The 14162-nt window shown below is 59.2% G+C and carries 11 protein-coding genes; 7 read left to right on the top strand and 4 right to left on the bottom strand.

Annotation, left to right across the window (positions count from 1 at the left end; all coding sequences use genetic code 11):
* Positions 1–164: 164 nt before the first annotated feature.
* Positions 165–473 (bottom strand): DUF6124 family protein, encoded by a 309-nt coding sequence (locus tag HX783_RS24170; protein WP_177018506.1) that lies wholly within the window; start codon positions 471–473, stop codon positions 165–167.
* Between the two features lie 493 nt (positions 474–966).
* Between HX783_RS24170 and HX783_RS24165 the strand changes: the two genes are divergently transcribed.
* From HX783_RS24165 to HX783_RS24155, 3 genes are all read left to right on the top strand, one after another.
* Entirely contained in the window at positions 967–1818 is an 852-nt protein-coding gene (locus HX783_RS24165; protein WP_177018505.1) for a hypothetical protein, read from the top strand.
* A 695-nt stretch (positions 1819–2513) separates the two neighbouring features.
* Positions 2514–3257, top strand: a complete 744-nt coding sequence (locus HX783_RS24160; RefSeq protein WP_177018504.1) for an ABC transporter permease — start codon at positions 2514–2516, stop codon at positions 3255–3257.
* The gene (locus tag HX783_RS24155) at positions 3257–3970 is read left to right on the top strand and encodes an AAA family ATPase (protein ID WP_177018503.1); all 714 of its coding nucleotides are present in this window, start codon (positions 3257–3259) and stop codon (positions 3968–3970) included. The genes HX783_RS24160 and HX783_RS24155 overlap by 1 nt, the downstream gene beginning before the upstream one ends.
* A gap of 21 nt (positions 3971–3991) precedes the next feature.
* Here HX783_RS24155 and HX783_RS24150 read toward each other — a convergent pair whose 3' ends face one another.
* The 3 genes from HX783_RS24150 to HX783_RS24140 form a co-directional block, all read right to left on the bottom strand.
* Positions 3992–5509, bottom strand: coding sequence for a glycosyltransferase family 39 protein (locus HX783_RS24150; RefSeq protein WP_177018502.1), 1518 nt, complete (start codon positions 5507–5509; stop codon positions 3992–3994).
* A gap of 26 nt (positions 5510–5535) precedes the next feature.
* Positions 5536–7191: a lipid IV(A) 4-amino-4-deoxy-L-arabinosyltransferase gene (gene arnT, locus HX783_RS24145; RefSeq protein WP_177018501.1), complete on the bottom strand. Its 1656-nt coding sequence runs from the start codon at positions 7189–7191 to the stop codon at positions 5536–5538.
* A 186-nt stretch (positions 7192–7377) separates the two neighbouring features.
* A complete protein-coding gene (locus tag HX783_RS24140; protein ID WP_177018500.1) occupies positions 7378–8052 on the bottom strand; it encodes a histidine phosphatase family protein in 675 nt (224 codons plus the stop codon).
* A 277-nt stretch (positions 8053–8329) separates the two neighbouring features.
* On the opposite strand from HX783_RS24140, the gene HX783_RS24135 reads away from it, so the two are divergent.
* The 4 genes from HX783_RS24135 (at position 8330) to HX783_RS24120 (ending at position 14123) form a co-directional block, all read left to right on the top strand.
* Positions 8330–8998 (top strand): ABC transporter ATP-binding protein, encoded by a 669-nt coding sequence (locus HX783_RS24135; RefSeq protein ID WP_177018499.1) that lies wholly within the window; start codon positions 8330–8332, stop codon positions 8996–8998.
* Position 8999: 1 nt separating this feature from the next.
* On the top strand, positions 9000–11462 hold the full coding sequence (locus HX783_RS24130; protein ID WP_177018498.1) for an FtsX-like permease family protein: 2463 nt from the start codon (positions 9000–9002) through the stop codon (positions 11460–11462).
* Positions 11452–12516 carry a lipocalin-like domain-containing protein gene (locus HX783_RS24125; protein ID WP_177018497.1) on the top strand — a complete coding sequence of 355 codons (1065 nt, stop codon included), beginning with the start codon at positions 11452–11454 and terminating at the stop codon, positions 12514–12516. The genes HX783_RS24130 and HX783_RS24125 overlap by 11 nt, the downstream gene beginning before the upstream one ends.
* Positions 12517–12680: 164 nt before the next feature.
* Positions 12681–14123 carry a hypothetical protein gene (locus HX783_RS24120; protein ID WP_177018496.1) on the top strand — a complete coding sequence of 481 codons (1443 nt, stop codon included), beginning with the start codon at positions 12681–12683 and terminating at the stop codon, positions 14121–14123.
* Positions 14124–14162: the final 39 nt, after the last annotated feature.

Here is a 14162-nt window from a genome sequence, read left to right as displayed (position 1 = left end):
CGGCTCGCTGCGCATCGTGGGTACGGTTGGCAGATACACGGTTGTGTAGATACCTATGCTGCGATGGCGGCACCTCGGTGTATCAGTGACAGGGTGTCGATGCCATCGCAGGCAAGCCAGCTCCCACATTTGATTGGCTACAGTTTCAATCAACAGGTCGGCTGTCAGGCAGCTGCCTTCGCAGGTTTCAAGCACTCGATGGAACGATCCACGGTGGCCTTGGCAATCTCCAGCAAATGCCACACCGCCAGAATTTTCTCCCGCTGCGGGCTTGGCAGCAGCTCACCACAATCCAGTGCTGTGGCCGAAGCACTGTGCAGCAAGCTGGCGGTATAGAGCAGCGCGTCCTCGAAGCTCAGGTCTTCTTTAACGCTGTGAACACCTTCAGAGGGCAGGTAGTGGTCGATGGCGCGGTTGAATGCGGCACGGTCTTTTGCGGGATTGAGCGGGGGATTGGGTGTAACTTTTTTCATTGAGTAGCTCCTGATTAAGTCAGAAGCCGGCCCGGTCGCGACTAAACGAATGGGTGGCGGCTGTACGCAGGTTAGTCGACCGGCTAATCAGGAGAATCCGGCGCACCCGAAGGCGCCCTGCGCACAGCCACCATAAAACCTCATGGAGGACGATGCGCCTGATTAAGAATCCGGGCGACTAAACCCGATCACTGATGAGCAGTGACGGACCGCAGACTAGCCACCGATTCCAGCAGGCACAAGGCGGCAGGGATTGTCTAGGAAACGTCCTGCAATTAAAAGGGACACAGCTTGCTGGCCCTTTACAAACCATGACCAAATGCCATGACCGTCATGATGCACGATGGTGAATGCCTAACGGCACATAAGGAACATTCCGTCAGAGACTGGCACGAGCATCGTACAGCCAGTGGAACCACTTTCCTGTCATAACCCAATAGGAGACACGGCGTACCTGTTCGGGCGCCCTTCAACATTTAGTCAGCAGGTGCCTATGTCCTTCCCCATTGGTTTTCAACCTCATCGTATTTTCCCGGATGCTCATAAAAACAGCCAAGCCACTGAGCAAAAACCAACATTCACCCCGGATGGGAACCCCGTTGGTACGGTGTCTACCCACTCGCCAATACCGCCGGCATTGCGAGGTGAAATGAACACGTCGCACCTGCCTGCGCGCGGAGAAACCAGGCCTGCGGATGATCGACGTTCAGCATCGGAGATCTCCGACAACAACCCCATCTTGAACGTAGGAATACTCGAGGAGAAATGGGGCAGGGGAGCGCTGGGTCACGCGCGCTGGGAAGCCTTGATCGATGGCCTGAAGCAACAGGTGGGTGACTTTACCCCTGCCAATACAGACCCTGAATCGCGTAATGAGGCCATGTTTCGCTTGGCGCGTGTGGTTAACTACATTGATCATGATCCGGGCGTTGAAAGGATCAGAAACCATTCTGTTGGGGATGGTTTTTTGGACGCCATCGGTACTTACGATTCTTCTTCCGAGGTGGGCCGCCTGGAGGCGTTCAGTCAGCAGGGTTATTCCGCGCTGGAGGAGGTTTTCAACGGTCGAGTAAGGGGCGACTACCGCACAGTCGAAGAAATTACAGCTGGCCCTTTGTTCAAGGGGCTTCACGCGGCCCTGAGTGATGAGGAACTGAACGCTTTCAAGGCGAAAATAGGTGGCGATTGGGAAAACCCCGAGTTCCCCGCAGACCACAGAGCTGAACTAGCTGCTAATGCAGAGCGAGTGCTGCAAATCATTGACAGAAAAGGTGGTAAAGAATCGACCGCCGATAACGGCAAGATAGATGGCCTGAGAGAATACGTTTCCTTCCTTCCTTCCTGATCTGTTTCAACCAGACTTCCTTGACACGCTGCCGGGCTCTGAAGCGCGCCGGTTGGTACAGTTCGCCAATCATGGTTTTTCCGCTTTGCACCAAGAATAATAGCGCGCTATGGGCGGTGGCTTTGACAGCCACCGTTGTGCAACAACAGCAACACTTGTACTCCCCCAGGTTGGCTTAAATTTCCAACTCCCGCGCACCATGCGAGTGACGAAGCGGAGTCAATTAGGCCCGCCGCCTATTTGCTCGAAAATGAGATTAACCAGCGCCACTTGTCGGATTATTTTCCGATTTTTTTGAGGGTGTCCTTCGTTCTACAAAAAATCTGTGCGTTAGCATTTACGGACTTGTATGGCCAAAATTTCATAACGTATTAATTTTATAAGAAATCGAGGTTGTTGTTTTGGGTTGGGTGGCGGCTTTGGTTTGTTGTGCAACTATTGAGCTTCTGAAGTTGTTGAGTGAAACTTCCTGTTTTTAATGGTTGAGTGTCTTGGGTCAGAGGTTGTGGATGTTGCGTTTTTTTGGTGGGCGGCTAAAGTATGGTTTTGTGCTGAGTTTGAATTGCTATGTCGCTATTTGTTTATATATTTCTGTAAGTGGTTTGGCAGGTATTGGTTAAATGGTCATATTTTAAAAAGGTCGAAAGCTCGGTGCTTTCCTCCTGATTAAAATAAAACGGGGCGTGAGGTGAACAATGAATTTATATTCCGCACGCGCCCCAGTGATACTGGCCGGACTGCTTGTGAAAGAGCAGTTAAAAGAACCCGTTGCATTGTTCTGGACAGTGATTTCTCCTGTGGTTACCTACTATTTGATCACGTACACGAGGTCGCCGGTGAAGGGGGCGGAAACCGATTATTTAGTCAGTACTTCATGGTTTTATGCGTTTGTGTCTTCAAGTGTGGCGTTGTTTGGCCTGGCATTTTACATAGTAGGGCGTAGGGAGAGTGGTTTTCTACGGTCCTTTGTTTATACCCAGCGTACGAAAATTATCTTTCTGATTGGGCAGTTCTTTGCTTATTCAATTGTGTCGGTGATGTATTGCTCGGTTTTCTATGTGCTGACGCGTAATTCTTTCGGTGTTGCGAGTGTCGCCGAGTATCTGGTTATCGTCGTGCGGTTTTATGTCTGCTTTCTTCTTTTCTCTATCCCTTCACTGTTGCTGACCCTGGTCCCGCTAGGGTTTCAGAACGCCAGTACTGTTTTTTCCATTTCGTCGCTGGGGATGTTGGCGTTGGGAGTCGTCAGTATTGGTGCCTCCAGTGCACTGCTGGTTAACCTCAGTTTCTTTAATCCAATGTGGTGGGCAAATAGAGTGATGTTGGTAGGGTTGGCGGAGTGCTGGCATGTTGTGGTGGTGGTTGTCGTGCTGCTGATGTTTTTATTGCCAGTGATGTGTCGGTTTTTAATCATTAACCCAGTGTGGAGTCGTTACTGATGTCGCGGCTTATCATCGACTCACTTAATGTCAGGTATGCGAGTCATACCGTGTTCCATAATGCCTCGCTGAGTGTTGCAGCGGGCTCGATTTCGGGGCTGCTGGGTCCCAACGGTTCTGGCAAAACTACCTTTTTTGATGTGATTTGCGGCCTTAAGAAAATGGATGGCGGTCAGATAAGCAACTCTTTTTGCAAGCTGCTTTACCTGTCGCAAATTATCAGCACGCCCCCTGTATTTCGCATGTTCGATATCTTCAAAATGGTCATGCTTTTTTGCTCTGAAACACGGGTCACCCAGCAGCATGCGCTCGATAAAATCGAAAGATGGAGCCCTGGTATTGCACAGCGATACTGCGAAATCTGGAACAAAAAGTCCTCGCTCTGCAGCTACGGAGAAAAGCGCTGGTTTTTCACCTTGTCCCTGCTTAGCGCACATGCAGACCTTGTGGTTCTGGATGAGCCCACTGCAGGCGTAGACCCTGAATTTCGTTACCACATCTGGAGGTGTCTGGAGGGCGCGGCGGCGGACGGGGTTGCAGTGTTGGTTTCATCTCACAATGTCGATGAAATAGTCGCGCATTGCGATGACTTCTACATGCTCAGCCAGCAGCGTTTCAACCGCTTCACCGATGCGCAGGGCTTTATGCAGGCTTATGGTGCCAGCAGTTTGGATGAAGCCTTTATTCACGCGGCAAGCCTGCCAAGCATTTAAAGCAGGCGCTGTCAGGTGCTGTCATTTACCCGATGGCACAAACGCCACGCTGCCGCTTGTACGCTTCTGGAACATCCGCTCGCCATTGTCCGGCTGCGTGATGATCACCTTGTGATCCGCACCCAGGTAGGCCAGCGGCGTAGGGTCTTCCTTGGAATACTGCGCGACGATAATGGTGTGCTGCGGGTCGAAGCCCTGGCCGCTGGTTTTCTGTAGCCAGGCCATCAGCGCGGCGCTGTCGCCCTGGCGGGGGTAGTCCTGGGTTTCGCTCACGTAGTAGAACGGCTTGCCGCCATTTTGCAGGTACATCGGCAGCTTGTTGTCGACTTCCACCAGCACCATTTGCCACTGGTTCCACGGCGCACTTTTGACGGCTTCGGCTTGCACGTCTTCAGCGAAGCGGGTCACGCCGCCGTTGCCGGTGGTCCAGGGATAGATCACACCGAGTACCAGCAGCAACGCGCCCGCGGTAAGGCCGAAACCTTTTTGCCAGCGTGGCCAACTGGCCGGTTTTTGCTGCAGGCGCTCACTCAGCCACCAGGCGGCCAACAATTGCGCAAACGGCACCAGCGGTAACACGTAATAACTGCGGCGGCTGCCACTGGCGGTGAAGAACACAAACAGCAGGCCCAGGCCCCACACCAGCCAGCGTACGTTGGGTGGCGTTTGGCGCCATTGACGCAGCGCCAACCACAAGCCGAGCAGCCAGCACGGCGCCCAGGGCAGGGTGTAGGCGGGCAGGTAGATCAGGTAGGTGTAGATCGGCCCCATGTGGTCGAAGGGGTCGAAAAAGCGCACGACGTTTTCCTTGAACACCAGTTCAAGCCCGCTCTCGCCGTAAGTGGGTGCGCCATACAGGTGGGAGAGCACGAAGGGGATCGAATAGAACGCCGCCGCAATCAGCATCGCCGCCAACAGGCGCAGGTTGAGGTGGCGCTTGTAGCGGTGTTCGCTGAGCAGGTGCGGCAACAGCACCAGGCCGGGCAGCACGAAGCCGATCAAGCCTTTGAACAACGAGGTGGCCGCCAACAGCAGGAAAAATACCGTGTAGCGCCCCAGCCGGGTGTCATCCGGGCCGCGCCAATACCACCACACCGCCGCCAGCACGCCACACACGGTCAGCACGTCGGCGGTGGCCACGCGCGCCCAGAACAGAAAGTAGAAGGTGGTGGCCAGCATCCAGCCGGCAATCAGCCCGGTGCCTTTGCGAAACAGACGCTCGCCGATCAGGTACACCAGCCAGATGCTCAGCCACGCCGCAATCACCGACGACAAACGCAGCGACCACGGGCCAAGCCCGCCCAGCAGGTTGGCGAAGCCGGTGATCAGCCAGTAGGAGGGCAGGGGTTTGTCGTAGTAGGGCGCGCCCTTGAGATAGGGGTCGAAGTAGTCACCGCTCTGCAACATCTGCAAGGCGATGTTGGCCCAGCGGGTTTCCGGCCCCCACAAGTCGCGACTGCCCAGGCCCAGCAGCAGGAGTAACGCCGAGACGCCCAGCAGTAACAACAGGGCGCCGCGTTCGGTTTTCCACACGCTCATGGGCAGTTCTCACGGCAGGCGTAACGTTAAGGAAGCTGCGGGTAGATGATCAGTAGCAGGGCGCCCTTGCGATAGCGCTTGCCTCCCGGTGGCAGTTGCCCTTCTTCGCGGTGCTCGCTGGTGCTTCTGACGCGCATCAGCACACCGACCGAGCCTTGCTGGCGCGCATCGGCAAGCCATGCCTGGACGCTGTCCAGATCGACCTTGCGGTGTATCGAGTCGGCATACTTGAGGCCATAGCGCAGTTCGCCCTCGGTGTCGTAAAACGCCACTTCAGGGCGGCGCAGGCGCCAGGACAAGGCGGATGCCGAGCCCAACTCATTGCTGATCAAAGCATGGGTTTGTTGCAATTCATCCATGTGTTCAAGTACGAACTGATCGGGCATTTCGGTATCGGTGATCATCTCCGGCATGCCGGCCGGCAACAGCGCCACCAGCAAACCAATGCCCAGGGCCGGCATTGCCCACAATGTCAGCGGGCGAACCGCTTGCAGCAGGTTGGCCAGGATCCAGAACAACAGCACGATAAAGGCCAGCGACAGGCTGAACATCTCGGCGTGGCTGTGCCCGTACATCGGGTTACTGACTTGCAGGTAGATCAGCCCCACCATCGCCACCAGGCCGATCACGGCGTTGACCAGGCCGTTGATGAGGATCGCGCGCGGCTTGCCGTGTTTGATCAGCTCGACCAGCGCATGGCCCATCAGCAACGCCAATGGCAGCAGGCACGGCATGATGTAGGTGGGCAGCTTGCCTTTGCTCAAGCTGAAAAAAACCAGTGGCAACAGCAGCCATAGGGCCAGGAACACAATCGACGGTTGGCCTTTGTCTTTCCAGGCTTTGAGCACGGTGCTGGGCAGCAGCGCGGCCCACGGCAGGCACGCCACCACCATGATCGGCAGGAAGAACCACCAGGCCCGCGCGTGCTGGGCATTGTCGGAGGAGAAGCGGCGGATATGCTCGTGCCAGAAGAAGAACCGCCAGTAGTCCGGTTCCTGCAGATGAATCGCCCACACCCATGGCAGGCAAAGCAGCAGCGCCACGCCAATCGCCAGCGGGCCGTAGCGCAGCAACTCACCCAGGCGGCGTTGCCAGAGCATGTACGGCACGGCGATCAGCACCGGCAACAGCCAGGCCAGAAAACCCTTGGTCATAAAGCCCATGGCGCAAGCCACGCCGAGCATTGCCCAGGCGCCCAGCCGGCCACGTGGTGTACGGCTGTCCAGCGCAAACCACAGCGCTACGAGGCTGAGGTTGACCCACAAGGTGAACTGCGGATCGAGGTTGGAGTAACCCGCTTGCCCGGCCACCAGCCCGAAGCTCATGTAGAGCAGGGCGCAGGCGAAGCTCTTGCGTGGGTCGTTCCACAGGCGGCGTGCGATCAGGTAGGCCAGCACTACGCTCAGGCCGGTGGTCAGGGCCGAGGCGATGCGTACGCCGAACAGGTTTTCACCAAACACCGCCTGCCCAAGGGCAATCAGCCAATAGCCGGCGGCGGGTTTTTCGAAATAGCGCACACCCATGAAATGCGGTGCGACCCAGTTGCCGCTCAGGAGCATTTCCTGGCTGATCTGGGCGTAGCGGGTTTCATCCGGGATCCACAAACCGTGCAGGCCCATGGGCAGTAAATAAAACACGGCGAAGGCGAGTAACAGTAGTGGCAGGGGTTTCAAACGGGTCATGAAAACGTCGCTCCTTGACGTTTAGTGGTTGAGTAGTGGTGTAAGCAAGTAGGAGTTATAAGAATCACAACGTTCACTAAGTCGATGAAAGTATTCATGACATCCAAAAATAGCGGGTGCAACGAAACATGCCAGAACGGGCCTGTCGTATTCCTGAACATGCTTCGTGATAGATGTAAAAAATTGTTAGAGCTTTTTCAGAACCGCGGCCCAGGCCTGGCTGTTCATGAGGCCCAGTGTTTCGAACTTGCCGTTGGCTTTAACCCGGATGAACAGGGCGCTGCCGTATTCGGGGAACGCTGCACGGGGGAAGCCCAGGGTGGATTCGAAGTCGGCGATGCAGCCGCTGTGGGTGACAAAGACCAGGTTGCGCCCAGGCTGTTTGTGGCTGAGCAGTTCGTCGCCCATGGCCTTGCCGCAGATGGCCTGCTGGCCGGAGGTCAGCTCGGCTTTACCGAACATGAATTGCAAGGTTTGGGCCGTGCGCAGGGCGGGGCTGGCGAGCGCGTCGCTGCCGTCCATGCCGAGTTTCAAGAAGGCTTTGCCCAACTCTTGTGCGCGTTGGGTGCCGACGGTCGTCAGGCCTTCAGACCCGGCGAAGCAAGGGTTTGCCGAGCGGTCGCAGCGCTCTTCATGGCGGACCAGAACGATCAGGTCGCCATCGCGCCAGCTGGGTAAAACTTGCGACGTCAGCAAGCGATTGCCGATGCCCAGGTCGCGTGGCGATGACGGCCACAGCAGGAAGCCGGTGAGCAGCAAGGCGATGATGGCAAGGCCTGCGCCCCACTTTCGCAACCGCTTGATAGAGGCCCGGCGCGAGCGCGGTTTGGTCAAGGTAAGGTCAACCACATCATTCACCATGGGCACTGTCGGAGCAGTGTTTTATTCAAGTAGGCGCAATGCATTGACGAATGCCCGTCGTGGAGTAGGAGACTGTCACAGGGCTGCTGTCTTTTCGCTGAACACGTTGCGGTTAGAAAGTTGCCATGCAGGGCAACTAACAAGTTGCCGATTAGGGCACTTGGCGGGCAATTTAGAGGGGCGGGGGTGGGCAAGCAGTGAAATCCATGTGAAAAATTTGCGTGGGGCTGGCAGTCAGCCGTTATTCTCGTTCGGAGTCCTTCGAGCGAGCGTTCTTATGTTGCAAGTGCAAGGTGTTCTTAAAAACTATGCCACCCCGCAAGGCCCACTGGCGGTGCTGGCGGGCGTCGACCTGCACTTGAGTGAGCGTAGCAGCCTGGCGCTGATGGGTGAGTCGGGCAGCGGGAAAAGTACCTTGCTGCACTTGGTGGCCGGGCTGGATCGCGTGGACGGTGGCAGCATCCAGGTCGGTGAGCAGCGCCTGGATCAGTTGAGCGAGGCGCAACTGGCGCACTGGCGGCGCACTGAAATCGGCCTGGTGTTCCAGCAGTTCAACCTGATCGGCAGCTTGCGCGTCGACGACAACCTGGCCTTTCAGGCACGCCTGGCGGGGCGCTATGACCCGCAGTGGCAGGCGCAGTTGGTCGAGCGCCTGGGGCTGGGCGACTTGCTCAAGCGCTATCCCGAACAGCTGTCCGGTGGCCAGCAACAGCGGGTCGCAGTGGGGCGTGCATTGGCGTCGCGCCCTGGCTTGCTGCTGGCGGATGAGCCCACCGGCAACCTCGACGAAGCCACCAGCGATGAAGTGCTGCAACTGCTGCTGGACCTGCTGCGCGACAGCCCCACCAGCCTGTTGATGGTCACCCACAGCCCGCGCATCGCCGCACGCCTGGACCAACAGGTGGTGTTGCATCGCGGGCGTGTCGTGCCTGCGGATGCACGCTGAGATGGCCGTGTTTTATTGGGCGTTGCGCGCGTTGCTGAGCCATTGGCGGCGGCACCCGGTGCAGTTTTTCAGTGTACTCACGGGCCTGTGGTTGGCCACCGCGCTGTTGACCGGCGTGCAGGCGCTTAACAGCCAGGCGCGGGACAGTTACGCGCGCGCCAGCCAACTGATCGGCGGTGAGCCGCAGGCCAGCCTGAGTGCGCCGGACGGCGCGAGCTTTCCCCAGGCCGTGTTTGCCGAGTTGCGCCGCGCCGGTTGGCCGGTGTCGCCGGTGGTGCAGGGGCGGTTGCTGCTCAAGGGGCACGAAGACCAACGCCTGCAACTGATGGGCATCGACCCGCTGTCGCTGCCCGGTGGTGGCGCGGTGGCGGGGCAGCGGTTGAGCCAGGCGCAAATGGTCGCGTTTTTCAACCCGCCGGGGCGCACCTGGATCGCACCGCAAACCCTGTCGGCCCTCGGGCTGCGGGAAGGCGAGCAACCGCTGACCGCCAGCGGCCAAGCCTTGCCGCCGTTGCAGGTTCAGCAGGACATGGCCCCCGGCGTATTACTGACCGATATCGGCTATGCGCAACCCTTGCTCGACATGCCCGGGCGCCTGTCACGCCTGCTGCTGGATAAGGCCTTCGCCGCCACGCATCCCACGCCACCCGCCGCGCTGCAACTCAAGCAGGGCGAGGACAATAACCTCGCGCGCCTCACCGAAAGTTTTCACCTGAACCTCGACGCCCTGGGTTTTCTGTCGTTTGTGGTGGGCCTGTTTATCGTCCACGCCGCCATTGGCCTGGCGCTTGAGCAACGCCGTGGGTTGCTGCGTACGTTGCGCGCCTGTGGGGTCAGTGCGCGCATGCTGATTCTCAGCCTGGGCGTGGAGCTGGGTGTGTTGTCGTTGCTCGGCGGCGTGCTTGGCGTGGCCAGCGGTTACCTGCTGGCCAGCCTGCTGCTGCCGGATGTGGCCGCCAGTTTGCGCGGCCTGTATGGCGCCGAGGTGCCGGGCCAATTGAGCCTCAGCCCGTGGTGGTGGATGGCCGGGTTGGGCTTGAGCCTGTTGGGCGCGCTGCTCGCGGGTGGCAGCAGCCTGTGGCGGGCGGCGCGCTTGCCGTTGCTGGCGCTGGCGAACGCCCAGGCCTGGCACGACGCGCACGGGCGCTGGTTGCGGCGCCAGGGTTGGGTGGCGGCGACTGCGCTGCTGATCGCCTTGCTGGCACTGTGGCTGGGCGACAGCCTGACCGCCGGTTTTGTACTGATGGCCGCCTTGTTGCTGGGCGCGGCCCTTGGCTTGCCGGTGGTGCTTAACGGCCTGTTGACGGCAGTGCTCGGGCGCAGCTGTTCGGTGCTGGGCCAGTGGTTCCTGGCCGATTGCCGCCAGCAGTTGCCGGCCTTGAGCCTGGCGTTGATGGCGTTGCTGTTGGCGCTGGCGGCGAATATCGGCGCGGGCTCGATGAACTCGGGCTTCCGCCAGACGTTCAACAACTGGCTGGAGCAGCGCCTGACGGCCGAGCTGTACCTCAACCCGCAAACCCCGGCCCAGGCCGAGCAACTCACGGCCTGGTTGGCGCAGCAGCCCTTGGTGCAGACCGTGCTGCCGACCTGGCAGGTCGCCGTGCAATTGCAGGGCTGGCCGGCGGATGTCTTCGGTGTGGTCGACGACCCCACCTATCGCCAGCATTGGCCGTTGCTGGCGGCGGCGAGCGCGCCGTGGGACCAGTTGCAGCAAGACGACACGGTGATGCTCAGCGAGCAATTGGCGCGCCGCTTGAACGTGCAGCTGGGCGATGCGCTGGCTATCCCGACGCCGCAGGGTATGTGGTCGCCCAAGGTGGTGGGGATTTACGCCGACTATGGCAACCCCAAGGGCCATCTGCTGGTCAATTCGCAGCACCTGCTGGCGCACTGGCCGGCGCTGATACCGGCCCGGTTCAACCTGCGGGTGCTGCCGCAGAATGTACAACCGCTGGTGCATGAAGTGCAGCGTGTGTTTGCACTGGAAGACAGCCGCATCGTCGATCAGCAGCAACTCAAAGGCTGGTCGAGCCAGGTGTTCGAGCGCACCTTCGCCGCCACTGCCGCGTTGAACAGCCTCACCCTCGGCGTCGCCGGTGTGGCGCTGTTTATCAGCCTGCTGACCCAGAGCCAAAGCCGCCTGGGCCAACTCGCGCCGCTGTGGGCGCTGGGCGTGACGCGGCGGCAATTGATGCTGCTCAACCTTGGCCAGACCTGGTTGCTGGCGGTACTCACCCTGGTGCTGGCATTGCCGCTGGGCCTGCTGTTGGCGTGGTGCCTGGACGCGGTCATCAACGTGCAGGCCTTCGGCTGGCGCCTGCCGTTGCAGGTGTTCCCGTGGCAACTCGCGCAATTATTGGGGTTGGCGCTGTTGGCTACGTTGCTGGCTTCGGCCTGGCCGCTGTGGCAGCTGTACCGCAGTCGCCCGGCGGATTTGCTGAGGACTTTTGCCAATGAAGATTAAAGCCCTGTTGTGCGCGGTCTTGTTGCTGCTGACGGCATGCGACAAAGCGCCCGCGCCGCCAGAAAGTTTCGCCGGCCTGGGCAGCGCTGCGGCGGACTTTGCCCAGGTGGTGCCCGGCAAAGTCTTCAGCTTTCCCGACGACCACGGCCCCCATGATGGTTTTCGCATCGAGTGGTGGTACGTCACCGCCAACCTCAAGGACGCGCAAGGCAATGTGTTCGGCGTGCAATGGACGTTGTTTCGCAATGCCTTGAAGGCGGGGCCGACGCAACCCGGCTGGCATGACTCAACCATTTGGCTCGGCCACGCCGCCGTGACCTCCGCCACCCGCCACTACGCCGCCGAACGCTATGCCCGTGGCGGCGTTGGCCAGGCCGGCGCCCAGGCGCTGCCGTTCAACGCGTGGATCGACGACTGGAATTTCGCCACCCGCCCCGGCGCATCAAGCCCGTTGGCCGACATGCAACTCAAGGCCGGTGGTGCGCAATTCGCCTACGACCTGCACCTGACCTCCAGCCGCCCGCTGGTGCTGCAAGGCGACAACGGCTACAGCCGTAAATCCGATCAGGGCCAGGCGTCCTACTACTACAGCCAGCCGTTTTTTACCGCGACCGGCAGCGTCAGCATCGACGGCAACACCTATCAGGTCAGCGGCCCGGCCTGGCTTGACCGCGAATGGAGCAGCCAACCGCTGGCGGCCAGCCAGACCGGTTGGGACTGGTTCTCGCTGCACCTGGACCGTGGTGAGCAACTGATGCTGTTCCGCGTTCGGCAAACAGACTGCGCGGGCTATCTCACCGGCACGTGGATCGATCAACAAGGCCACACGCAGACCTTGCACAACGCCGATATCCAGCTCACGCCCGTGGCCACCACTGACATCGACGGGCGCAGTATTCCTACACGCTGGTCGCTGAAAATTCCCGGTAAACAGTTGGATATCACCACACAGGCCGTCAACCCGAAGGCGTGGATGAACCTGAGCATTCCCTACTGGGAAGGGCCGGTGCAGTTTGACGGTGGGGTGGGTTATCTGGAGATGACCGGGTATTGATGCGCCTTTTTTGTAGGCGCTTGAGCGGTTGACCTATTTTCCGAGGGGCAAATTTTTTCAAAAAATACTGTACATGCATACAGTCTTGTCCTACATTCCATCCCAGGTGACCGGATGTCACCGATCACCTGAGCTTCAATTTTTTAACTATGGATGGATAAAAAATGAAACCTGCAAAAGCCTTTATGCTGGGCGCGGCCATGATGGCCTCCTGCTTTATTTCGGCCTCTGCCCTGGCCGAGCAAACCCTTCCCACACTCACCCCCGGCACGGTCAACCAGACCTTGATTGACGCGCTGAAACCGGGCGGCACGCTGACGCCGGTGCCGATCTCGGACGAGGTGCTGCAAAAGTTTCTCGACGCCAAAAATGGCAAGGTAAAACCCGCTGCCAAAGCGGCCAAATCCGCACCGTTCAACACCGCCGTCGGCGAGTTGAAAAAGCCGAGCCAGGCCAACCTGAAAAGTGCTGCCGTCGCCGCCTTTGAACCGTTGTTCCCAACCCTGGATATCAACACCCTCTACACCATCGACCAAGTGCAAACGGGCCAGGAGTTTCCTTACCACTTCAACCTGCCGCACAACGCCCGTGTATTGGTGCAGTTGATCAACCAGAGCGCCGGTGCCGATATGTCGCTGAGCCTGTTCCGTGATGACGGCCAGGGCAATCCGCAACTGATCGACACCTCCGACAGCCCTGGCAATGCCGATGAATACCTGGGCGGCATCCTGCCGGCGGGGGATTACTACTGGTTCATGGTGGCCAAGACCGCGAGCAACGCGCAGTTCAGCTTCGGCGTGGCGGTGGACACCAATATCGATGCCTATGAACCCAACGACACGCCGCAAACCGCCTTCGCGCTGCCGGACTCGATGAACAAGGTGACCGGCAACCTCGACAACGCCAATGACGTCGATTACTTCGACTTCAAGGCGGTGCGTGGCCAAAGCGTGAGCATGTACCTGGCGGGCGATGAGAGTGGCAGCCGTAACCAGTGGATCTTCGACCGCTTCGATGGCGTGAACTGGATCACCGTACCGGCCGGTTCCACCTCGACTTACCCGAGCGTCACGCCGGGCTCTACCGTCAAGGTGCGCGTACGCGCCAATCCGGCCGTGACACAGGACCCGACCAAACAGTACAGCCTTAGCCTGGGCTCTACGCCGCGGTTGAACAGCTCGGATGTGAAGGGCGACAACATCGTGCGGGTGCCGGCCTCGGTATTCTGGATGGCAACCCAGGCGGGGCGGACGTTGACCTGGAGCACCAACTGGTCCGATTCCACGGGCGCACCGCTGTTGGGTGTCACGCCGATCCTGCGCGTCGACAAGCACTTTGTAGGCACCGAGTACAACTGGACCGACTACAAGGCCACCACCAACAGTGCGGGCACGTCCCTGGCCAGTGCCGCGCTCGGTACCTGCTTCGGTGAAAACCGTGTGCGGTACCCGGATAGCAGCACCGGTGTGAAGTACAACTGGGAGACCACCTTCAACTTCGGTGGCTGGCGTATCGAGCTGGACGAATACCCAGGCGTGGGTGTCGGTGGTGACAATGTGTCCTATGTGACCTTCGGGCACATCTGCACCCAGGATATCGTTCACTGATCCATTGCTGCAGGCGTGAAGGGGCAGTCCATGCGGACT

The organism is Pseudomonas sp. D2002 (genome assembly GCF_013385735.1).
Lineage (GTDB): Bacteria > Pseudomonadota > Gammaproteobacteria > Pseudomonadales > Pseudomonadaceae > Aquipseudomonas.
Note: the sequence above shows the minus strand (reverse complement) of the source record. Positions and strands in the feature narration are given on the sequence as shown.

Coding starts and splice junctions, on each gene's coding strand:
- HX783_RS24125 (WP_177018497.1), top strand. CDS start 11,452: ATGAAGATTAAAGCCCTGTTGTGCGCGGTCTTGTTGCTGCTGACGGCA.
- arnT (WP_177018501.1), bottom strand. CDS start 7,191: ATGACCCGTTTGAAACCCCTGCCACTACTGTTACTCGCCTTCGCCGTG.
- HX783_RS24165 (WP_177018505.1), top strand. CDS start 967: ATGTCCTTCCCCATTGGTTTTCAACCTCATCGTATTTTCCCGGATGCT.
- HX783_RS24140 (WP_177018500.1), bottom strand. CDS start 8,052: ATGGTGAATGATGTGGTTGACCTTACCTTGACCAAACCGCGCTCGCGC.
- HX783_RS24150 (WP_177018502.1), bottom strand. CDS start 5,509: ATGAGCGTGTGGAAAACCGAACGCGGCGCCCTGTTGTTACTGCTGGGC.
- HX783_RS24130 (WP_177018498.1), top strand. CDS start 9,000: ATGGCCGTGTTTTATTGGGCGTTGCGCGCGTTGCTGAGCCATTGGCGG.
- HX783_RS24120 (WP_177018496.1), top strand. CDS start 12,681: ATGAAACCTGCAAAAGCCTTTATGCTGGGCGCGGCCATGATGGCCTCC.
- HX783_RS24160 (WP_177018504.1), top strand. CDS start 2,514: ATGAATTTATATTCCGCACGCGCCCCAGTGATACTGGCCGGACTGCTT.
- HX783_RS24135 (WP_177018499.1), top strand. CDS start 8,330: ATGTTGCAAGTGCAAGGTGTTCTTAAAAACTATGCCACCCCGCAAGGC.
- HX783_RS24155 (WP_177018503.1), top strand. CDS start 3,257: ATGTCGCGGCTTATCATCGACTCACTTAATGTCAGGTATGCGAGTCAT.
- HX783_RS24170 (WP_177018506.1), bottom strand. CDS start 473: ATGAAAAAAGTTACACCCAATCCCCCGCTCAATCCCGCAAAAGACCGT.